This window comes from Loktanella sp. F6476L (assembly GCF_023015725.1).
Lineage (GTDB): Bacteria > Pseudomonadota > Alphaproteobacteria > Rhodobacterales > Rhodobacteraceae > Yoonia.
In genome coordinates, this window is the sequence record NZ_JALKAR010000001.1 from 425,132 (window position 1) to 446,286 (window position 21,155).

Annotated in this window: 24 protein-coding genes; 15 read left to right on the forward strand and 9 right to left on the reverse strand. The window is 55.8% G+C overall.

From position 1 onward, the window contains the following. Window positions 1-85 precede the first annotated feature (85 nt). Entirely contained in the window at window positions 86-505 is a 420-nt protein-coding gene (locus MWU61_RS02150) for a VOC family protein (protein ID WP_247126398.1), read from the forward strand. Here MWU61_RS02150 and MWU61_RS02155 read toward each other — a convergent pair. Further along, window positions 479-982 (reverse strand): DUF2239 family protein, encoded by a 504-nt coding sequence (locus tag MWU61_RS02155; protein ID WP_247126400.1) that lies wholly within the window; start codon window positions 980-982, stop codon window positions 479-481. The genes MWU61_RS02150 and MWU61_RS02155 overlap by 27 nt on opposite strands. Window positions 983-1,192: 210 nt before the next feature. Further along, entirely contained in the window at window positions 1,193-2,194 is a 1,002-nt protein-coding gene (locus tag MWU61_RS02160) for a hypothetical protein (protein ID WP_247126402.1), read from the reverse strand. Between the two features lie 99 nt (window positions 2,195-2,293). Here MWU61_RS02160 and MWU61_RS02165 point away from each other — a divergent pair, with 99 nt between their 5' ends. From MWU61_RS02165 to MWU61_RS02185, 5 genes are all read left to right on the forward strand, one after another. Then, the gene (locus MWU61_RS02165) at window positions 2,294-2,809 is read left to right on the forward strand and encodes a hypothetical protein (protein WP_247126404.1); all 516 of its coding nucleotides are present in this window, start codon (window positions 2,294-2,296) and stop codon (window positions 2,807-2,809) included. A gap of 133 nt (window positions 2,810-2,942) precedes the next feature. Beyond that, a complete protein-coding gene (locus MWU61_RS02170) occupies window positions 2,943-3,647 on the forward strand; it encodes an ABC transporter permease (protein WP_247126405.1) in 705 nt (234 codons plus the stop codon). Then, window positions 3,641-4,357: an ATP-binding cassette domain-containing protein gene (locus MWU61_RS02175; protein WP_247126407.1), complete on the forward strand. Its 717-nt coding sequence runs from the start codon at window positions 3,641-3,643 to the stop codon at window positions 4,355-4,357. The genes MWU61_RS02170 and MWU61_RS02175 overlap by 7 nt, the downstream gene beginning before the upstream one ends. Then, window positions 4,354-5,160, forward strand: coding sequence for a substrate-binding domain-containing protein (locus MWU61_RS02180; RefSeq protein ID WP_247126409.1), 807 nt, complete (start codon window positions 4,354-4,356; stop codon window positions 5,158-5,160). The genes MWU61_RS02175 and MWU61_RS02180 overlap by 4 nt, the downstream gene beginning before the upstream one ends. A 15-nt stretch (window positions 5,161-5,175) precedes the next feature. Continuing rightward, window positions 5,176-5,640, forward strand: a complete 465-nt coding sequence (locus MWU61_RS02185) for an SRPBCC family protein (protein ID WP_247126411.1) — start codon at window positions 5,176-5,178, stop codon at window positions 5,638-5,640. Here the strand turns inward: MWU61_RS02185 and malG are convergent. From malG to MWU61_RS02205, 4 genes are all read right to left on the reverse strand, one after another. Then, window positions 5,608-6,498 carry a maltose ABC transporter permease MalG gene (gene malG / locus MWU61_RS02190; RefSeq protein WP_247126414.1) on the reverse strand — a complete coding sequence of 297 codons (891 nt, stop codon included), beginning with the start codon at window positions 6,496-6,498 and terminating at the stop codon, window positions 5,608-5,610. The two genes, MWU61_RS02185 and malG, sit on opposite strands and share 33 nt — an antisense overlap. Window positions 6,499-6,588: 90 nt before the next feature. Next, a complete protein-coding gene (malF, locus tag MWU61_RS02195) occupies window positions 6,589-8,115 on the reverse strand; it encodes a maltose ABC transporter permease MalF (protein WP_247126416.1) in 1,527 nt (508 codons plus the stop codon). 49 nt (window positions 8,116-8,164) lie between these two features. Further along, complete coding sequence (gene malE / locus MWU61_RS02200) at window positions 8,165-9,322, reverse strand: maltose/maltodextrin ABC transporter substrate-binding protein MalE (RefSeq protein WP_247126418.1); 1,158 nt, start codon at window positions 9,320-9,322, stop codon at window positions 8,165-8,167. 18 nt (window positions 9,323-9,340) lie between these two features. Next, window positions 9,341-10,963 carry an alpha-glucosidase gene (locus MWU61_RS02205; protein WP_247126419.1) on the reverse strand — a complete coding sequence of 541 codons (1,623 nt, stop codon included), beginning with the start codon at window positions 10,961-10,963 and terminating at the stop codon, window positions 9,341-9,343. A 143-nt stretch (window positions 10,964-11,106) separates the two neighbouring features. On the opposite strand from MWU61_RS02205, the gene MWU61_RS02210 reads away from it, so the two are divergent. From MWU61_RS02210 to MWU61_RS02250, 9 genes are all read left to right on the forward strand, one after another. After that, window positions 11,107-12,132: a substrate-binding domain-containing protein gene (locus MWU61_RS02210; protein ID WP_247126420.1), complete on the forward strand. Its 1,026-nt coding sequence runs from the start codon at window positions 11,107-11,109 to the stop codon at window positions 12,130-12,132. After that, on the forward strand, window positions 12,126-13,196 hold the full coding sequence (gene ugpC / locus MWU61_RS02215; protein WP_247126422.1) for a sn-glycerol-3-phosphate ABC transporter ATP-binding protein UgpC: 1,071 nt from the start codon (window positions 12,126-12,128) through the stop codon (window positions 13,194-13,196). Before MWU61_RS02210 ends, ugpC begins: the two co-directional genes overlap by 7 nt. Before the next feature lie 99 nt (window positions 13,197-13,295). Further along, a complete protein-coding gene (locus MWU61_RS02220) occupies window positions 13,296-14,180 on the forward strand; it encodes a metal ABC transporter substrate-binding protein (protein WP_247127200.1) in 885 nt (294 codons plus the stop codon). Continuing rightward, window positions 14,164-15,030 carry a manganese/iron ABC transporter ATP-binding protein gene (locus MWU61_RS02225; RefSeq protein WP_281501881.1) on the forward strand — a complete coding sequence of 289 codons (867 nt, stop codon included), beginning with the start codon at window positions 14,164-14,166 and terminating at the stop codon, window positions 15,028-15,030. The genes MWU61_RS02220 and MWU61_RS02225 overlap by 17 nt, the downstream gene beginning before the upstream one ends. Further along, window positions 15,027-15,890: a metal ABC transporter permease gene (locus MWU61_RS02230; protein WP_247126423.1), complete on the forward strand. Its 864-nt coding sequence runs from the start codon at window positions 15,027-15,029 to the stop codon at window positions 15,888-15,890. Before MWU61_RS02225 ends, MWU61_RS02230 begins: the two co-directional genes overlap by 4 nt. Next, window positions 15,887-16,723, forward strand: a complete 837-nt coding sequence (locus MWU61_RS02235) for a metal ABC transporter permease (RefSeq protein WP_281501956.1) — start codon at window positions 15,887-15,889, stop codon at window positions 16,721-16,723. The genes MWU61_RS02230 and MWU61_RS02235 overlap by 4 nt, the downstream gene beginning before the upstream one ends. Before the next feature lie 99 nt (window positions 16,724-16,822). Further along, the gene (locus MWU61_RS02240) at window positions 16,823-17,017 is read left to right on the forward strand and encodes a DUF2892 domain-containing protein (protein WP_247126427.1); all 195 of its coding nucleotides are present in this window, start codon (window positions 16,823-16,825) and stop codon (window positions 17,015-17,017) included. A 92-nt stretch (window positions 17,018-17,109) separates the two neighbouring features. Then, on the forward strand, window positions 17,110-17,547 hold the full coding sequence (locus tag MWU61_RS02245; RefSeq protein WP_247126429.1) for a YeeE/YedE family protein: 438 nt from the start codon (window positions 17,110-17,112) through the stop codon (window positions 17,545-17,547). 3 nt (window positions 17,548-17,550) lie between these two features. Next, the gene (locus tag MWU61_RS02250) at window positions 17,551-17,985 is read left to right on the forward strand and encodes a DUF6691 family protein (RefSeq protein WP_247126431.1); all 435 of its coding nucleotides are present in this window, start codon (window positions 17,551-17,553) and stop codon (window positions 17,983-17,985) included. 40 nt (window positions 17,986-18,025) lie between these two features. On the opposite strand, the gene MWU61_RS02255 is transcribed toward MWU61_RS02250, so the two are convergent. From MWU61_RS02255 to MWU61_RS02265, 3 genes are read right to left on the reverse strand one after another with little or no spacing between them, the layout of a single operon-like run. After that, a complete protein-coding gene (locus tag MWU61_RS02255) occupies window positions 18,026-18,328 on the reverse strand; it encodes a DUF4387 family protein (RefSeq protein ID WP_247126434.1) in 303 nt (100 codons plus the stop codon). After that, on the reverse strand, window positions 18,325-19,656 hold the full coding sequence (locus tag MWU61_RS02260) for an acyclic terpene utilization AtuA family protein (protein ID WP_247126436.1): 1,332 nt from the start codon (window positions 19,654-19,656) through the stop codon (window positions 18,325-18,327). The genes MWU61_RS02255 and MWU61_RS02260 overlap by 4 nt, the downstream gene beginning before the upstream one ends. After that, window positions 19,649-21,154 carry a tripartite tricarboxylate transporter permease gene (locus MWU61_RS02265; RefSeq protein ID WP_247126439.1) on the reverse strand — a complete coding sequence of 502 codons (1,506 nt, stop codon included), beginning with the start codon at window positions 21,152-21,154 and terminating at the stop codon, window positions 19,649-19,651. The genes MWU61_RS02260 and MWU61_RS02265 overlap by 8 nt, the downstream gene beginning before the upstream one ends. Window position 21,155 lies beyond the last annotated feature (1 nt).

Sequence of the window (21,155 nt, forward strand, 5' to 3'; positions counted from 1 at the left end):
GGTTTTCTCCCCTAAATCATGTTGTGTTCACCTAATCGTGAAATGTACGATTTCGCAACGGCACCCAGCAAAGAAGGACCAAATTATGCCTCATCCATTTCACTTGGCGTTCCATGTTCTGGATTTAGATGAGGCCCGAGAATTCTATTCTGGCGCTTTGGGGGCGGTCGAAGGGCGGTCAACAGACACATGGGTCGATTTCGATTTCTTCGGTCACCAATTGTCACTGCATCTGGGCGAACCCTTCGCAAACGCAGATACGGGTAAGGTCGGCGATCATCTGGTGCCGATGCCGCATTTCGGTATCGTCTTGCCGTTGGATGAATGGACGGCATTGGCGGGGCGATTGGAAGACCGGCAGACTGATTTCATCATTGCTCCCTCGGTTCGCTTTAAGGGTGAACCGGGGGAACAATGGACGATGTTCTTTCGGGACCCGTCAGGTAATCCGATTGAAATCAAAGGCTTTGCTGACAGGTCAGGTCTGTTCACGGGCGAGCATTAATGCGTAATCACGGACGTCTTTTGGCCACGCAGCGATCTTTGTGGCGAACCCCATCCAGTCGTTAGCAAACAAGCACCGCGACGCTTCTTCAAAGTCCGGCAGATCGCCGCCGATTGATGAGATGAATGCATAGGTTGTTGTCTGTCGCGTATGATCGGATCGGCTGCCTGCTGATCGTTGTATTTCGGCGTCGACCAAGCGGCGCAGGACGGCAGATGCACCGCCTTTCTGACCAGCAAGCCAGTCCCAATGGCGTGGCAAAAGGGTGATTTCGCGGGCCTTGACGCCTAGCTTGGGACGGCCACGTGATGGGGGCGGGGCGTCGCGCAAATCAACGTCGCGCACCTGTCCAGTCAAATCATCATAAATCAATAGGTTTACACCGCGCGGCATGGCTTCGCGCTGTGCGGCAATCATCGCAGCCATATCGCCGTTGGCAACAACGGCATGATGGTCGAATGCAGTATAAGTGGTCATTTCAAGTCTCCCTGAAATGCCTTTTATTATCCGGATTTAATTGAGTCAATATAATCCGGGTTTAATTCTTTTGGTCATAAATATCTCGGGGTTTTGGGGGCTGGCCCCCATGCAGCATTGCAGCGCGCGCAACACACGACTGCGGACCGCATCGCGGCGCCCGTCTAAAGCTAAATATAGATTGCGGCGCAGCCGCGCCTTCAGGTCAAACTATCGGACCCAGAACCCGGCAGACTTAATCTTGTTGCGGATTTGCTGTTCTTTGCGGGGCAGGTTGTTGCGGTCAAACATGGCTCGTACTTTGTGGCCCCGTTTTTGGAAGACCATCCGTTTATAGGGCTCGTATTGCTTGAGCAGCTTCTTGATCTTGTTAGGGGCGGCAACGGCTTCCATCACTTCAACCGCGTGATCGCTTTCGCGTGCATAGAACAGCGGCAACAGGCGGTAGTGGCAGGTCGCATCGCCATCGAGGCCGTTCAATTCTGGACCCGGTCGCCCGCCGCCGAAGGAATGAATCACCAAGGGCAATACGACCTGGTCCAGCCATGGATCCAGCGACTGGACTTCTAATTGTTTTGGCGCATCGTCGCGCACCGCGAGCGCATATTCGAGGAACCTGTCGCCGAAGGCTTTTGCATCCGCCCCGAAGAACCAGCCTGCGTTGAAATACATGTACCGCTGCCAGTATTCGTCCGGTTGCGACAGATCGAGACTGCTTTCGAAATCGAGCCCGAATTTGTCGTAAAGCGATTTCCAGATCGCGGTGTATCCGTCCCAATACAACTCTTCTTGCGGCCATGTGCCTTCGCGCTTCATCGACGCGGCGGGACGATCAAAATCGAACGGGATCTGCATCAGATCGCCTGTGACCAACGTGTCCGTGTCGAAGAACACAAACGGTTCGCCCGCAGGCATGGCTTGCAGGCCTTCGATTTTGTTGCCGTAGGGATAGGATTGCCCGAAATGGTGGCTTTCAAAGGGCCGGACTTCGGCGCCTAGTTCGATCAAACGCGCACGTACATCGTCGCTGATCCGTGGGTCGTGGTCCCATTTGCCGCCCGGTTGCGGTTCGACGACGATCATCTTACCCGCGAAATCGGGCGTCATCGCGCGCAGCGAGGCCACAAATAGCAGCGCTTCATATTCTAACCGCCCGGATTGCCCGACGATCATGACATTGAATGGCTGGCCTGATGCCTGTGACTGCGCCATAATAAACCTACACTTCTGCGTCTTTCGATCTTCTTAGCCTAGAACGCAGATGTGGGACAGCCTGATGATTAGGCGGTAAAGAACGAATGAGGTAGTGTGATGTTTGGACTTGTTTTGCCTTATGTGATCGGGCTTGCCATCGGGATTGAGCCCAATGCGCCAGCTGACGTAGCCACCAGCCTTTTGCCGCCAGTTCTGGAAGACGGGTCGGGCGATGATGCAGCCTTGCGTGAACCCGAGCCACAAGTCCCAACAGGCCAATTCACCACGGCCGTAGAAGTCAAACCGATTTTGGGCATGACCAAAGCGAATTGGGTCGCTGTGCGTGCATACGAAGGGCAGGATTTGCTCTACTTTTCGCATCTCTTGGCGTGGCGCTGTGGCCTATGGGACATTCGTTATGGGGTGAACGGCGCGCCTGCGGACACGGTTGTCGCGATGGAGCCGTGCCATGATGACACGGCCCAACCCAATGGCCTGACCGATGTGATCAATTTCCCAATTTACGCAACTTTGCCGCTCGATTCCGTTGAAAGTGTCTATATCGAGATCGTGTTTGACGACGGCACGACCGACTTTGCCCAGTTTGACCGGTCCGAAATTTTGATCCCCTAAGCGTAAATGTGCCTTCTTGTGCCGCATCTTGGCTTTTGCACGCGCCTGCGCCTGTTAGACAGTTGGATGACCGAAAGAGCGGGAAATCAAAAAGCGATGCGTAGGATGCGACCAAATCACGTGAAACGGCCACATGGTTGATATTTGGTCGGGCATCGCATCCGCGTTCTGGTTGATCGTGGGGTTGGACACGGAGCTGCTTGAAATCAGCTTCCTGTCCCTGCGTGTTAGCCTGACGGCCGTTGCAATTGCATGTCTGATCGCGATGCCCTTTGGTGCGTTTCTGGCTGTGCAACGGTTCCGCTATCGGCGTTTGCTGATTTCGGTGATCAACGCGCTGATGGGATTGCCACCCGTTGTTGTGGGGTTGGTGGTTTACATTTTGCTGTCCCGATCCGGCCCGTTTGGTGTGTTTGGGTTACTGTTCACGCCGTCTGCCATGATCATCGCGCAGGTGATCATTATCACGCCATTGATCGCATCCATTACCCATCAGTCGATGCGCGATCTGTGGGCCGAATATCATGATTTGCTGATTTCGATGAACGCGACAAAGGCGCAGCGGGTTCGGACTTTGCTTTGGGACGGTCGTCGTAATTTGCTGACCGCCGCGCTGGCTGGTTTTGGTCGTGCGATCGGCGAAGTGGGCGCGATCATGATTGTCGGTGGCAATATTGATCATGCGACGCGGGTTTTGACGACGGCGATTGCGCTTGAGACGGGGAAGGGTGATTTTGCTTTGGCGCTTGGGTTGGGCTTTGTTCTGATCGGATTGGCACTGGCCGTAAATATCGCAATCCATTGGCTGTCTGGCACGGAAAGGGATCGTCGATGGTAGCCGAGATGTTTCCTTTAACCCTTCAGGGTGCAGAGGTCCGGCGGCGTGGGAAACGTTTGCTGGGACCGGTTGATCTGTCGCTGCCGCGTGGTGGTTTCACTGCGATTATCGGGCCGAACGGTGCTGGTAAGACGACGCTGCTGCGGATCATGCATGGGGTCGAACGGATCAGTGCGGGATCGGCGGATTGGGCGATTGATCAGGCCGCAGCGCGCGCGCGCCAAGCTTATGTGTTTCAACAACCGATCATGTTACGGCGCAGTGTGGCCGAAAACCTTGCCTATCCGTTGCGGCTTATTGGCGCTGAACAGGCTGCGCGTGACAGGTTGGTTGTGGAATGGGCCGACCGCATCGGCCTGACTGCATCTTTGCAAACGCAGGCGACGCGGTTGTCTGGTGGGGAGCGGCAGAAACTGGCGTTGGGGCGTGCGTTGATCCGCGATCCGGATGTTTTGTTCTTGGATGAACCCTGCGCTAATCTGGACGGCCCTGCGACGCGCGAGATCGAGACGTTGTTACAGGCGACCCATGCCGCGGGCACGACGATCTTTTTGGTCACGCATGACATGGGTCAAGTCCGGCGGTTGGCGACAGATGTTATGTTGCTGGTTGGCGGGCGCGTCGTGGAAATGGGCAGACGTGACGCAATGATGTCGTCGCCGCAAACACCTGAATTAACTGCATTCTTAAACGGAGAAATACTGACATGATCCGCAAAGCTTTGACGGCTGCATTTATTGCATTGATGGCCCCTGCGGCGCAGGCCGAGGTGGTGAAATTGGCCGTGACAACGTCGTTTGAAAACTCTGGTCTGGCAGATGTTCTGCTGCCGGCGATCTACGATGCGCTTGATATTGAAGTGCTGCTTTTGGTTGTGGGGACGGGGCAGGCTTTGCGGTTGGGGCAGGCGGGCGATGTTGACGCCGTTTTGGTCCATGCGAAGGCTGCTGAAGAAGCATTTGTGGCCGACGGACATGCGACGCATCGGCGGGAAATCATGTATAATGATTTCGTGGTGATTGGCCCGAACGCCGATCCTGCGGTTGCGTCAGATGCGGCCACCGCGACGACCGCCCTGGCCGCGATTGCACAGACGCAAGCGCCGTTTGTCAGTCGGGGGGACGACAGCGGGACTCATAAGGCAGAGCAGGAGTTATGGGCTGAGACAGGGTTATCCGTGGCTGATTTTGGCGATTGGTATCAGGAAGTAGGCGCTGGCATGGGGGCGGCACTGAATACGGCATCCGGCCTGAACGCTTATACATTGTCGGATCGCGGCAGTTGGATCAAATTTGGCAACAAGGGCGATCTTGCTTTGTTGTTCGAAGGGGATCCGGCGTTGTTCAATCAATACAGCTTCCTGCCGATCCGCCCCAGCAAATTTGATCATATTCCGGCGGCTGCCATCGCTGAACTTGAGAACTGGTTGACGGGTGAAGAGGCGGCGCAGCTGATCAATGGATATCGAGTAGACGGTCAGCAGTTATTCACGTTTAACGCGAAAGCACCGTAACGTTGGAGTGCGCTTATGCCCAAAACTATCACGCTGACACATCATTACGATCATCCGCCGCAAGCTGTTTGGGATGTGGCGACCGATTTTGACGCATTTGTTGAAGCGACGAAGCGGCTTGTGTCGTTCGACGGTTTACCGACGGAGCCTATGTTTGAAGGCCAAAAGATCGATGTGACGTTCCGCCTGTTTGGGAAGCTGCCGCCGCAGCCTTACCACATGGAATTGGTCGTCTTTGATCCCGAAGCGCACCGTTTTGAAAGCCACGAATATGGTGGTGCGGTGAAGTCGTGGAACCATACGTTGACTGTCACAGAGACAGCGATGGGATCGGTCCTGACCGACCGTGTAGAGATTGATGCCGGATGGATGACGCCCATTTATGCAGCTTATGGGCGGTTTATGTACCGCCAGCGGCATCCTGTCAGAGTGCGGTTGCTGGCTGCTTCAGCCCTTGACCGCGCCGTCGCTGAGACCTGAAACGAGGTATTTCTGCGCGATCAGGAAAACCACTGTGATGGGCAGGCCTGACAGAATTGCAGCAGCCGCGAAGTCGCCCCAGAGGTACTGAAATTCGTTGAGGTAAAGTCGTGAGCCTACAGCGAGGGTCATCTGCGATTCTGACCGGATCAGCACGGACGCGATGGGGTAGTCGTTGATGAAGCCGATGAAGGCCAAGACGAAAACAACAGACATGATGGGCACGGCAAGCGGTAAAAAGATGAAACGGAAGGTTTGCCAAGGGGTGGCGCCGTCGATCATCGCCGCTTTGTCGAGGGCTGTGTCGATGCTGTCGAAATAGCCTTTGATCGTCCAGATATGCAGGGTCACGCCGGACATGTAGATCAGCACCAATGACAGATGGCTGTTCAGGCCGAGCAGGGGGCTTACCTCGCCTAGTGCGTCGAAGATTGCGTAGATCGCGACAAGCGCAAGCGTTGTCGGAAACATCTGGATCAGGAACAACCCGTCGAGCATGGCCGCTTTGCCTTTGATCCGAATGCGGCTGAAGGCATAGGCAGAAATGGTAGCGATCATCAGAACGCCGAAGCCCGCGATCAGGCCGATTTTGATTGAATTCCACATCCACAAAAGGACGGGGTAGGGCGGTGAAATGACTGTGCCGTCTGCGCGCGTATAGTCAAACCCGAAGGCCAGCACCCAGTGTTCGAGGGTCGGATTTTGCGGGATGATGGAGCCTACCGCGAAGTTGCCTTCGCGGAACGAAATCGACAGGACCATCACGAAGGGGAACAGGATCAGCGCCAGAAAACACAGCATGAAACCATGCGCGAGGATTTTTTTGATGCGGCGCTGGCGGGGGTGTTCAACAATCATGCTGTGGCTCCGGTTTGGCGGGGTGACGCGCGTGCAAGCACGACGCCCCACCCGCCATCCCGCAGGTTCGCGGGGTGGTATAGGTGTATGTCATCGGCCCGCTCTTTTCGCGGCCGCTTTGCGCATTGCGACGAAATTGGCGTAGGAAATCGCTGCGACGACGAGGAAGATCAGCAGTGTGATTGCCCCCGCAAGACCAAATTGTTGGCCTGCATTGTCGAACGCCAACCGGTAGGTGAAGGACGCAAGGATGTCGGTTTCGCCCGCCGGAATGATCGTGCCAGGAATGTCGGGCAGGCCGCGTGTCAACAAAAACACCAGCACCATGTTGTTGAAGTTAAACGCGAATGACGCGATCAGCAGTGGCAAAAAGGGTGGAATGATCTGCGGCAACGTGATCGTGAAGAAGACCCGCAACGCTGATGCACCTTCGAGCGCCGCTGCTTTTTTGTGATCTTCTGGGACAGATTGCAGGAAACCCATCGCGAGCAGCATCATGTAGGGGTAGCCGAGCCAAGTGTTGACGATGACCAGCATCGCCCGCGCCAGATTGCCGTCCGTGAACCACCGTGGTTCGATCCCGAATAGGCCGTTGAGGATCAGGTTAATTTCGCCGTTGTTCTGGTTGAACAGTCCTTTGAACACGAGGATCGAGATGAAGGCCGGCACCGCGTAGGGCAGAATCAGCAGGACGCGGTAGATGGCTTTGAAACGCAGGTGTTCCCATTGCAGGATCACGGCCAGCGTCAGCCCAATCGCAAAGGTGAGAACGACCGATAGGATAGCAAAGACGAAGGTCCAGATGAAAATCGACACCATCGGTTCGCGGATACCTTCGGAGGTTGCGATCCGTTCGAAGTTGTCTGTGCCGATGTTGACGCGCCAACCCGGTGGGACTTGGTCGCCATTCTGGTCCACGAAGAAACCCGTTTCGTGGTCTGCCGTCAAAATAGACCCGTCGCTTCTGGTCAGCGTGTCGGGGCCTGTTTGTACATAGTCGGGTGTGACGGTGGCAAAGGTGCGCAGGCCCGCGTTTTCAATGGTGCTGCCGTCTGGTGTGATCAACGACAGGACCTGTAGGCCCGCCCGCAGTTTGATCGCGTCGCGCCGTTCAAGCAGGGTTTGCGGTGCTTCTGCTTGGACGAGGTTTGCGGTTTGCGTGTCTTGCAGCGTGACCGGATCGGATAGCAATCCGCTGTCCGGTAGCCAAATTCGGTAGCTATCGCCGTCGGGTGAGACAGCGAAGGGTTGTTCTGTGGACGTGTCGATGCTGCCGCGCGATGTCAGGACTTCGATGGTGCGTTCGTATGTCAGAAGGTTGAAAGACGAGTAGTTCGTGAAGCCGATGTAGATCGTGTAAATCACGGGGAATGCGATGAAAATCAGGACGGCGGCAATGCCCGGAAAGATGAACCTGCTGCCATAGAACCGCGTTGCCCCGAAGATGATCGCAAAGCCTGTCGCCAGCGCCAAAAGGATCGCCCCGAACAGAGGTTGCCCGATCTGGTAAAGGTAGAAAGACCCATAGAGCAACACCAGCGACGCGCACACGACGACCGCAAGGCGCGGCCAATCGCGCGTTGAAGCCGAGGGATGTGTTTCGGTCATGGTGTTCATCTATTGCTCCTCCCAAAGCGGGGGCGGCGCGAACGCCGCCCCGTTTGTCTTATTCGCCCAAGATGCGGGATGCTGCGTCGTTCAGCGCGTCAGCTGGAGACGCCGCACCTGTCGTGATGTTCGTCAAAGCAGGTGCCATGGCTGCCCAGAATGCGCCCATTTCCGGATTGGATGGCATCGGCACGCCGTTTGCTGCAACGCTGAGCATACCAGACACAAGCGGGTTGTTCTGTGCTTCGGCGGCGGATGCGTCAGCCAATGCGCCCAGACCGTTTTTCGCGTTCCACGTTGCCAGACCTTCGTCAGTGGCAAGATAGTTTTCGATCAGTTCAACCGCGAGATCCGCATTTGGGGACGCCGCGTTGATGCCCAATGCCTGTACGCCGAGGAAAGGTGGGGATACTTCGCCATTGACGGTCGGGATCGGTGCCACTGCGAAGTTCAGGCCTGATGCCTCAAACCCTGCCCATGACCACGGACCGTTCAGGACCATTGCCACTTCGCCGTTGTTCATCGCGCCGTCCATTACGCCGTAGTCCACGCCTTGTGGCATGACGCCGTCGTCGAAGAGCGACTTGAGCACTTCCGCACCCGCAACAGCGCCGTCGGTGTTTACGCCTGTCGCTGACCCGTCATAGCTGCCGTCGACTTTCTGGAACGCATAACCGCCGCCAGCCATCAGCATCGGCATCGTGAAGTACGTGTTGTTATAATCCCAAAGGATCTTTGCGCCGTCCAGTTCGAGGTCTTTGATTTCTTCAAAGGACGCAGGCGGTGTTTCGATCAGGTCGGTGTTGTAGATCAAGGTCACAGCCTCGACTGCCAATGGGTAACCCCATGTTTTGCCGTCAAATTGCATAGCGCCCATGGCCGCTGGCAGGATGTCTTCGGACCAACTGGCGGATGGTTGCACGGGGCTGATTAGCCCGCCGTTTGCCCATTCGCCGAAACGGTCGTGCGCCCATAGAACGATGTCCGGGCCATCGCCGGTTGCGGCGGCTTGCTGGTATTTCTGGGGCAGGTCTGGATCGACAACTTCAACGACAACTTCGATGCCGAGGTCTTCGGTGAAGCCTGCGGTTGCTTCTATAAGCGCGTCGCGGTCGCGGTTTGCGCCTGTCCATATGACGATTTTGCCGTCTTCAAATGCATAGGTCGGTGCTGCTGTTGCAAGCAAAAGTGCCGTGATTGATAGGGTCTTTTTCATGGTCTCTCCTCCCAGAGATTAGGTGTTAGAAATTGTGAGCGGCAGGTCGCCGTCGTGCGTCAGGAATGCAAAACCATTGCCCGGCAGGGACAGGTTGCTGCCATCGTACGTCGCATTGTTTGGTCCGATCATCGTGGCACCCGCTGGCACCGCGATGGTCTGCCGATCAGTCGACAGGTTGAACACGCATGTCATGTTTTGCGTGTCGGTTGACCGCGTGAATGCGAGGATCGGTTCGGGTAGCTGCTGGAACTGCGTCTTGCCGTGGCGCAGCGCGTCGGACGTTTTGCGGAAGGCGATGACGTCTTTGTAGAACGCCAAGATGCTATCTGGCCCTTGTTGATCGACGGCTTTTGCGGCTTGCGACGGTTTGACGGGTAGCCACGGTTTTCCAGTGGAAAATCCTGCGTTTGGTGCGTCTTTTTCCCAAACCATTGGCGTCCGGCAGCCATCGCGGCCTTTGATCCCCGGCCAATAACGCAGCGCGGGCGGATCTGTCAGTTCTTCGTAAACCAGTTCGGTTTCGGTCAATCCCAGTTCTTCACCTTGGTAGATCCCGATTGTACCTTCGAACGACATCAGCATTGCGGCTGTGAGGCGGGCGAAAGTGTCGGTGTCGACGGCGTGATCCGCCCAGCGGGTGACATGGCGAAACACGTCGTGATTGCTGAACGACCAATAGGGATGGCCGTCTGGCGCGCCTTGTTGAAAACCTTCGACGCAGGATCGCAGGTGGTCGGCTGTGAATGTGTCGCTGAGCATCGCGAAGCTGTACGCCATATGCAGTAGGCCCGATCCGGCGGTGTATTCGCCCATAATGCGGGTCGCACGATTGCCGCCTTCGCCGACTTCACCAACCATCATGATATCGTCGTATTGATCGGTCAGCGCGCGAAGTTTGCGCAGAAAATCAAGGTTTTCTGGCCGCGTTTTGTTGTAGATATTGTCTTGCATGCCGTACAGGTCGGTCGCCATGACCTGTGGGGCGGCCTGTGCTGCGGGATTGCTACGCAAATCCTGATCGTGGAAATAGTAATTGACCGTGTCCAATCGGAAGCCGTCCAAACCGCGATCAAGCCAGAATTTACAGGTTTCCAGAATGGCGTCGATCACGTCGGGGTTGTGAAAGTTAAGATCCGGTTGCTCGATCAGAAAGTTGTGCAGGTAGTACTGACCGCGCTGCGGATCGAATTCCCACGCGGGCCCGCCGAAATGGCTATGCCAATTTGTCGGCGGGGACCCATCGGGAAGGGGATCTGCCCAAACATACCAATCTGCCTTGGCATTGTCGCGCGAGATCCGGGATTCACGGAACCATTCATGCAGATTTGACGTATGTGACAGAACCTGATCGGTGATGACTTTCAGCCCAAGTTTATGCGCGGTTTCGATCAAGTGATCGAATTCTTCGAGCGTGCCAAACAGTGGGTCAATCGCCGTGTAATCAGAGATGTCATACCCCATGTCTTTTTGTGGCGACATGAAGATCGGGGACAGCCAGACGGCGTCCGCGCCTAGTGTCGCGATGTGGGGCAGCCTGCGGGTAATGCCTGCTAGATCGCCAACGCCGTCACCGTTGTCGTCCTGAAAGGAGCGGGGGTAAATTTGATACACCACCGCATCACGCCACCATTCTCGCATCGTCGTCATCCCTTTTTGATTCGACGAGACCGTATCAGGTGGTTTCAGAAATTCAAAACGTTTTAAATTGGCGTTATGGCTATACAAATGGAAATATATCGGTATTTTGGTGGAGTCATTTTAATCGCTTTGAGGTGTCCATTGTGGCGACGCTAAAGGAAATCAGTGCTGAGTTGGGGTTGTCCGTCGCGACGGTCAGTCGTGCCCTGAACGGATTTCCAGAGGTCAACGTCAAGACGCGGACTAAGGTTCAAGAAACGGCTGCGCGACTGGGTTACAAGCCGAACAGAGTGGCGCAGCGGCTCGTGACAGGGCGATCCGGCATGGTCGGAATGATCGTGAAGATCAAACCGGATATGAGTGCTGACCAGACGTTTTTCGAAATCCTGACGGGACTGACAGCCGCGCTTTCTGCGCATGATGTGGACTTGGTGCTTGCGGTTGATCAGGGCGGCGATCCTGTGAAGCCATACGAGAAAATGCTTGAGCGCGATATCTTGGATGGCTTCATTCTTAACGCATCTGCGCCGAACGATCCGCGTGTCGATTTCCTGCTTAAAATGGGCATTCCGTTTGTTTTGCACGGGCAGGATCGTTTCGATCCCCAGTATCCATTTTATGACATCGACAATAGGGCGGTGTCGGCCGATGGCGTGAATATGTTAGAAGCGTTGGGGCACCGCACAATTGCGCTTATCAACGGTGGGTTGCATCACGCCTTTGCGGTGGAACGTCTTGCCGGGTTCGAAGAAGCGATGACATCGCGTGGTCTGGATGTCGTTGTTGAAAACGGCGCTGTTCTTGAAACGCATGGCTATATGGCTGCGTTGAACATGCTGAACGGGGCTGCGCCGCCGACCGCGTTCATGTGTGCGTCGACCGTTGTTGCAGATGGTGTCATTCGGGCAATCCGCGATCGCGGACTGCGTGTGCCAGAGGATGTGTCGGTCATGGCGCACGATGACGCGTTGCCATTGACCCGCGCGATTAATTTTGACCCTGCCTTAACAGTAACGCGCGCGCCCTTGCGCGATGCATGTGGTCCGTTGGCAGATATCCTTACGGACCATTTGCAAGGTAAACCCTTAAAAGAATGCCAAGTTCTGGTGAAAGCTGAACTGATTGTGCGCGGCTCTACGGGGCCTGCGCCGAAGGAGAAATCATGTTAGATGCCACCACACCTGCCGCGCTTGCGATCCAAGGTCTGAAAAAAGCTTATGGCGCTGTCGAAGTCCTGCACGACATTGATGTGACGATGGCCGAACGGGAATTTCTTGTTCTGGTTGGCCCATCCGGCTGTGGGAAATCGACCCTACTGAATTGCATAGCGGGGCTTGAGGAAATCACAGGCGGCGATCTGCTGATTGGCGGGCGCAACGTGACGGAAGTGCCGCCCAAAGACCGTGATATCGCGATGGTTTTCCAATCATACGCGCTTTATCCAACGATGACGGTTGGCGAGAATATCGGCTTTGGGATGCGTATTCGGAAGGTGGCGAAGGCCACGATGGATGCGCGGATCAATGAGGTCGCGACGCTTTTGCAGATTGATCATTTGCTGGATCGTTTGCCGTCACAGCTGTCTGGTGGTCAACGACAGCGGGTCGCGATGGGACGTGCGTTGGTGCGCGATCCGAAGCTGTTTTTGTTCGACGAACCGCTGTCCAATTTGGACGCGAAGCTGCGCGTTGAGATGCGGGCAGAGATCAAGCGGCTGCACAAAACCACAAATGCGAGCATTGTGTATGTGACGCATGATCAGATCGAGGCCATGACACTGGCGACGCGCATTGTCGTTCTAAAGGACGGGTTTGTTCAGCAAATTGGGACACCGCAAGAGATTTATGACACGCCTGCAAATACCTTTGTTGCGGATTTCATGGGCTCACCGCCAATGAACTTGGTCCCTGCGACAGTAAATGCGGCAGGGGTGCAGGTGGGTGATACGGTCTTAGGCGCTGACACAACCGATCTGCCGGAAAAGGTGATCCTTGGCATCCGGCCTGAGCATTTTCAAATCGCGACAAGTACACCGGATTTAACGGTGACGCCGACCTTGATCGAAAATACCGGCGCGGAATGCTATCTTAATTTTATGATCAACGGCGTGCAGGGCACCGCGCGTTTGCCCGGACGATTGGACGAGGCGGATTTGTCGCCGCGAGGGCTACAGATTGCATCTGGTGCGATGTGCTTTTTCGATACGACGACATCTGAACGCATCGCGCGATAGGGCTTCTACGCCGATGTGATGCGAAGCTAGTTGCGAATGCTTCTCATTAACGCTATCTCAATTCTGAGTTTACTTGGATTGAGGCGATACATCGTGACAATGCGACTATTGACGACCACGTGTTTGGCGACGCTGCTGGCAGCCGGGGCCCATGCGGATCGCCTGAAGGTGGTGACGACTTTCACCGTTTTGGCCGACATGGTGCAGAACGTGGCGGGGGACGCGGCGGACGTCGTTTCAATCACCAAACCCGGGGCTGAAATCCACGGTTACGAGCCGACACCGCAAGATTTGGTTCGTGCGATTGACGCTGATCTGATCCTTTGGAACGGGCTGAACCTAGAGTTATGGTTCGAACAGTTCTTGGCGAATTTGGGCGAAAAACCGTCTGTGACGTTAACGGACGGGATTGATCCGATTTCGATTGTAGAAGGTGCCTATGAAGGCAAAGCCAACCCGCATGCGTGGATGGGGTTGGATAATGCGCTGATCTACATCGACAATATCGAAGCGGCTTTGGCTGAATACGATCCGGAAAATGCGGACGTCTATGCCGAGAATGCGGACACATATCGCACAGCTTTGCAGGACACGATTGCGCCTTTGCGCGAACAGATTGCGCAAATTCCCGAGGAAGATCGTTGGCTTGTGACCTGCGAGGGTGCGTTTAGCTATCTGGCCCGCGATTTCGGGATGAAGGAATTGTATTTGTGGCCGATGAACGCCGATGCGATTGGCACGCCGCAACAAGTGCGCGGCGTCATTGATGGCGTCCGTGACAATGATATTCCGGTCGTTTTCTGCGAAAGCACGGTGAATACATCGCCTGCGGAACAAGTCGCGCGCGAGACGGGGTCGACTTTTGGCGGCGTGCTTTATGTTGATAGTTTGAGCGCAGAGGGCGGGCCGGTGCCGACCTACCTTGATCTGCTGCGTGTAACATCTGAAACAATCGTGGCTGGCCTCAATGCTGATGAAGACTGACACCGCTGATGGGATTTTCGCGCAAGACGTAACGGTAACATATCGCAACGGGCACACAGCGCTTCATGACGCGAGTTTCGAAATTCCGCGTGGGACGATTACCGCTTTGGTCGGGGTGAACGGGGCGGGTAAGTCTACGTTATTCAAGGCGATTATGGGTTTCGTGCCCGCCGCGAAGGGCGAGATTAGGCTGCTTGGCAAATCGGTGAAGCAAGCGCTGCGTGAAAACCTGATCGCTTATGTCCCGCAATCTGAAGAAGTCGATTGGGCCTTTCCTGTGCTGGTCGAAGACGTCGTGATGATGGGCCGTTATGGCCATATGGGGTTCATGCGGCGGCCACGCGCAAAGGACCGCGCAGCGGTCGAGGATGCGTTGCGGCGCGTGAATATGTTGGATTATCGCCACCGACAGATCGGTGAATTGTCCGGCGGTCAGCGCAAACGCGTGTTTTTGGCCCGATCGTTGACCCAAGACGGGCAGGTTATTCTGCTGGATGAACCCTTTACCGGTGTGGACGTTAAAACCGAGGATCAGATCGTCGCCTTGCTGCGTGAATTGCGGGATGAGGGGCGGGTGATGCTTGTTTCAACCCATAACCTTGGGTCTGTTCCGCAGTTTTGTGATCGCACCGTTTTGGTCAAAGGCACGGTGCTGGCCCATGGCCTGACCGAAGATGTTTTCACCCACGATAATTTGGAAACGGCGTTTGGCGGCGTGTTGCGGCGGTTCACTATCGGCGGCGCCGATCTGCATGACGATGATGATACCCGCGAGGTCAGCATCATCACCGATGATGAACGTCCTTTCGTGCAGTATGGCGAACGCCCTTCCGAGGATGAAAGGCCATGATCGACGCGCTGCTGCTGCCTTTTAGCTATTCCTACATGTTCAACGCGATGTGGGTATCTGCGCTTGTGGGCGGCGTTTGCGCATTTTTGTCTGCGTATTTGATGTTGAAAGGCTGGTCATTGATCGGCGATGCGTTAAGCCATTCCGTCGTTCCCGGCGTTGCGGGGGCTTACATGCTGGGCTTACCGTTCGCGCTTGGCGCATTTATTTCCGGCGGGCTAGCCGCCGTTGCGATGCTGTTTTTGTCGGGCCGGTCGGGCCTTAAGATTGATGTGATCATCGGGATTATTTTCACGTCGTTCTTTGGTTTGGGCTTGTTCATGATTTCGCTCAATCCGGTAGCCGTGAATATTCAGACGATCATCATGGGTAATATTCTGGCGATCACGCCGGGGGATACGATGCAACTGGCTGTGATCGGTTTCGTCTGCTTGGCAGTGTTACTGCTGAAATGGAAAGATCTGATGGTCGCGTTCTTTGACGAAAATCATGCGCGCACGATTGGGTTGCGGCCTGATCTGTTGAAGGCGATGTTTTTTGTATTGCTGTCCGCCGCAATCGTGGCTGCAATGATGACCGTTGGCGCGTTCCTTGTCATCGCGATGGTCGTCACGCCGGGGGCGACGGCCTATCTGCTGTGCGATCGTTTCCCGCGTCTGATCATGGTGTCGGTCGCGATTGGCACGATCACCAGTTTCGTCGGCGCATACATCAGTTTCTTTCTTGATGGGGCCACGGGTGGTGTCATCGTTTGCCTACAAACGCTGATCTTTCTTTTGGCTTTCGTCTATGCGCCGAAACACGGGATGCTTGCCGGACGACGCAAAGCCGCGGCTGCGTTGAAAGGGGGGGCTGTCTGATGGACTATTGGCTACTGCCTTTCCAGTTTCCCTTTATGCACAATGCGTTCTGGATCACGTTGTTGATTGCGCCGCCGACTGCTTTGCTGTCGTGTTTTCTGGTGATGAAGGGCTGGGCCTTGATGGGCGACGCGGTAAGCCACGCCGTGTTACCGGGCGTCGTACTGGCGTGGATGACGGGGATTCCGTTGATTGTTGGGGCGTTTGCGGCGGGCATGTCTTGCGCTTTGCTGACCGGATATCTGGCTGAGAACAGTCGCGTGAAACAGGACACCGTGATAGGTGTTGTGTTTTCGGGCATGTTTGGCTTGGGCATCATTTTATATACGTCGATCACGACCAACGAACATTTGGATCATATTCTGTTCGGGAATATGCTGGGGATCGGGCCAGAGGATTTGTGGACCGCTGGCACCATTGCCCTCGGCGTTTGTGCTTTTTTGCTGCTGAAATGGCGGGACTTAGAACTGCATGCGTTTGACCCGGTTCAAGCCAAAGCAAGCGGTCTGTCGGTGAACCTGCTGCATTATGGATTGTTGGTCGCGCTGTCGCTGTCCATTGTGGCGACCCTATCGGCGACGGGGCTGATCCTTGCCGTTGCCCTACTGATCACACCGGGCGCGATTGCGTTTTTGGTTGTCCGCAGTTTTGGTCACATGCTGGTCGTATCTGTGATGGTGTGCCTGTTTTCGATGTTGGCGGGGACCTACGCGAGTTTTTTCCTTGATAGCGCGCCAGCCGCGACGATTGTGTTGGTCCTGACGGCTTTGTTCGTGGCGGCCTTTGTTTACCGTTTGCGCGTGACTTACAAAACATCGCGCAGCGCAGGGTAGGGTAGGATCACGGATGCGTGTTTGGCCTTGGTGACATAGTCACCGTCATTCTGGTTGGGATTTGCCATGATTGGGCGAACGCAACACAGGAGATTTCCCATGCAAATGACACGTAACCTTGGCAAAGCCGACCGTATGATCCGTTTGATTGGCGGGGCCGCATTGGTCGCTGCCGCTGCTTTTGGCGTCATCGGGGTTTGGGGCTATATCGGCCTGATCTTCGTCGCCACAGCCTTTATGAATTTCTGCCCGCTTTATAAAATCGTCGGGTTCAAGACCTGTTCCGACTGCTGATGATGTAATGCCACGGCTTTGGTGACTTTATCACTGTTGAAACCAGCCGTGGCCTGTACATATCTGCAAGGAACAAAGGAAAAGGTGCGTCAATGCTTATTGAGACGACGTTTACACCGCTTCAGTCGCTCGCGGGCGGACTGCTGATTGGTGCTGCTGCTGTGATGCTGATGGGCTTCATGGGACGAATTATGGGGGCCACTGGGATCCTCGCAGGTGTGATCAGCCCGACGGGCTGGTCTGATTGGTCATGGAGAGCCGCCGTTTTGCTGGGCATGATCACAGGCCCAATTGCGGTTCTTGCGATGACGGGCCAGATGCCCGCTGTCGAAGTGCCTGTCGGGATGCCGATGTTGGTTGTTGGCGGCTTTATCGTCGGGATGGGCGTCACATTTGGTGGTGGCTGTACATCTGGTCACGGTGTCTGCGGTATGGCGCGGCTTTCGCCACGGTCCATTGTTGCCACGGGTACGTTTATGGTCACCACTGCGATCACCGTGTTTGTGATCCGTCACGTGATCGGAGGATAAGAGATGCGTTTGATTGGAAGCTATATCATCGGTTTGATCTTCGGGATCGGCATTTCGATTTCTGGCATGGCGAACCCGGCTAAGGTCACGAATTTCTTCGACTTTGCAGGTATCTGGGATCCAAGCCTTGCCTTTGTGATGGGCGGTGCCCTGATCGTGACGTTCTTTGGGTATCGGTACGTTTTAAAAAACACGGCCCCGATGGTGGATACCAAATTCCACCTACCGACGCGCCGTGATCTGGACGTGAAATTGCTTGGCGGGTCGGCGCTGTTTGGTGTTGGTTGGGGGATTGCCGGTTTCTGTCCCGGTGGTGCTTTGCCCGCGATTGGCACAGGCCGAACCGAAGTGTTGGTCTTTGTTGGCGCAATGTTGGCCGGGATTTTTGCAGCAAAAGCGTTGCAAAATATGATAGCCGGAAAAGCAGCCACTGCTTGATTTCAAAAGGGGGCGTTGATGTTTTCAACGCCCCCTTTCTTTAGTTGAGAGACAGTTCCGCCACGAGCGGCGCCCAGCCCGCCCCGTGCATATCCCGATCCGTGATGTCGCCCTGAATGACGGGCCGCGGTAGGCTGAATTTCACGACATTCAGCGTGTCGATGTCGAACCGCTTTATTGTATCCACATCCACTTGAAATGCAGCGGCGACGCGGTCTGTCGATAGGCTTTGTACGATCTGCTGGTAGGCCTGCGGCGTTCCGCAAAAGACGTCGACCGTCAGCCAGAACGGCCCCGCGTTTTTGCTGCGCACCTTGGTGACGATGTCTGCGACGGTGTTCATGCGTGGAGCTCCAAACGGAATGCCTGCATCGGATCATCAAGCGTCATTGTGTGGTGCAAACAAAACGCGTAGGCCGCGCCGCGGTCGATTTCGGCGGGCGAGAAGGGGAAGGCAAACGTCGGCACTTCTTCGTCCTTGGTCAGCGGATGGTGCAGCAGGTAGGGGTTCAGCAACTTGGCAATCGTGTTAGCGGTTGCTTGGGTTTCTGCGGTGACGATGGCCATGACACCGACCTCGGTCAGGGTGGTTTCGCGTGTTTCGAGTTTGCCGAGGGTACTGTCCTGACCGATGATGCGGAGTTCGCAAGTGAAGGCTTCCCCGGTCATGCGGTCGCGGACTTTGGCGGCGTGTTTGGCGATGATATCATCGCACCACGCTTGTACATTTCGCACATAGTGGGCGTCGCGGATCGTGACGATGCTAATGGTCTGATAGCCCGCGATCCGCGCACCTTCGATCTTGACGGTGTAGTCGTCCGATGGGTGCCAGACTGATCCGGTGACGCGCACGGATGTGTCGTCCAACGCCGTATAAGTCGCTGAAGTCACATCCAAATGCCCACCCGGTTCATACAGAATGAAGGGATCTGAGTTTTCGTATAGCATGTGTGCCGATACTGTGTGGGGCGTCGCATGTGCCCCGTCAGCGAGCGGCGTGATGGTGAAACCATCCGCGTCAAAGTCGATCATGATGACGCCGGATTGCGGGTTGGTTGCACAAAGCGCACCACATTCCCCGATCTTGGCACCATGCCACGCAGCCCCCGCATTGTCCCCGTTGGTCAGGGGAAGGGCCGCGATAATGGCAGTGTCAGTGGTCCGACCTGCGATGATGATGTCAGCACCGGTTGCGAGGGCCGCAGCGATTTGTTCGGCTCCGGCGAGGGCCACGATGTTTTCGCAGGACGTGATCACGGCTTCGGAAATGTCCGGCGCGCCTGACAGTGGAGTTAGCGTTGTCTTGGCGATCTCCAATGGGTCTTGGCTCGACCGGATCGTCGCGATCTTGGCGGTGCGGTTATCTTCGGCCAACACCTCACGCGTAATATCCAGCAGCCAATCGACCATACTGTCGGTCCCGCATGTGCCTGCCGTGCCGATCACCAAAGGGCAACCGGCGGCATGGGCGGCACGCATCAGCCCCGCCCATTCCGTTTTTGTGGATTCGCGGGCGTATTTCGACACCCCGCGTCCAAGATATGATGGCCCTGAGTCGGTGGACCCGCCGTCGATAGCGATCAGGTCCGGTTTGAGGGCAACGCCGCGCGAAAGGGCCTCGGCATCATAGCCAAGGCCCAATGCGCCTGATGGGATCAAAATTTTAGTCACTGATTGCCTGTGGTTTGCGAAGGATATTGCGCAGGAACATCGGCGCGATGAAGCCAGCAATGGCAAAGACCCAGAACCCAATCGCAATCGGGCTTGAGAAGAGATACGTCGGGTCTCCGTCGGAGAGGGTCATGGCGCGGCGCAAGGCGTCTTCCATATTCCCGCCGAGCAAGATGCCAAGGATCACAGGCACTGTTGGCACGTCAAGCTTGCGCAAAACGTAGCCGAGCATCCCGAAGCCCACAAGCATCAGCAAGTCGAAGTAGCTGCCGGTCAGTGAATAGATCCCAGTGAAGGAAATCATCGTGACACCTGGCAGCAGAATCCACGCAGGCACCGTGAGGATTTTGACGAAAATCTTCACCATCGGCACATTCATGATCAAAAGCACGACGTTCGCGATCAACAAAGAAGCGATCAGCCCCCAGACAACGTCCGGGTTGTCGCGGAACAATGTTGGCCCCGGTGTGATGTTGAGCGTCATCAAAAGTGCCAACAGAACTGCTGTTGTTCCCGATCCGGGTACGCCCAGCGTCAGCATCGGCACGAGTGCGCCACCAGCCGCAGAGTTGTTTCCGGCTTCGGGTGCAGCAATCCCGCGGGGGACGCCTGTCCCGAAACCGCCTTTTTCACCGGCGATGGATTTCTCTGTCATATAGGCAAGGAACGACCCAAGTGATGCGCCAGCCCCTGGCAAGACACCCGCGATGAAGCCAACACCGGATGCACGCAGCATCGTTGGGAAGGTCTCGCGGATGTATTTCCAAGGGATTGTCACCTTATCGAGAACCACGCCGATGGACGACCCTTTGCCGTGGCTTTCGATGAAGAAGAAGAGTTCCGCGATCGCGAACAGGCCAACGATGGCCACAAGGAAATCCACACCATCATATAGGTGCAGGTTGCCGCCTGTCAGGCGTGGCAGACCAGAGGATGAATCCACCCCAATCATTGCGATACCAAGACCAATACAGGCCGCAATCGCAGATTTGGCTTGGTTGTTAGAGGCCATGCCGCCCAGCGTGCAGAAGGCCAGAAGATACAGCGCGAAATACTCAGCCGGGCCGAACAAGAAGGCCACGCGTGCCAGCACGGGTGCTAGCAAGATTAGCCCGATGGTAGCGAACAACGCCCCGACAAAGGATGCAACGCCAGATAGCACCAGCGCGTCACCCGCTTGTCCACGTTTGGCCATCGGGTAGCCGTCGAGCGTGGTCATCAACGCAGGTTCATCACCCGGAATGTTGAGCAAGATCGAGGAAATCCTGCCGCCGTACATGGCGCCGTAGTAGACGGCTGTCATCAGAACTAACGCGGACGTCGCATCAAGCCCGAGTGCAAAGGAAATTGGGATCAGGATCGCCACGCCGTTTGATGGGCCAAGCCCCGGCAGTGCCCCGATGATTGTTCCAAAAAAGCAACCGATGACGGCCAGCATGAGGGTGTAAGGCGACAGGGCGACCGAAAAGCCGAGCGCCAAATTAGAGAGGATATCCATC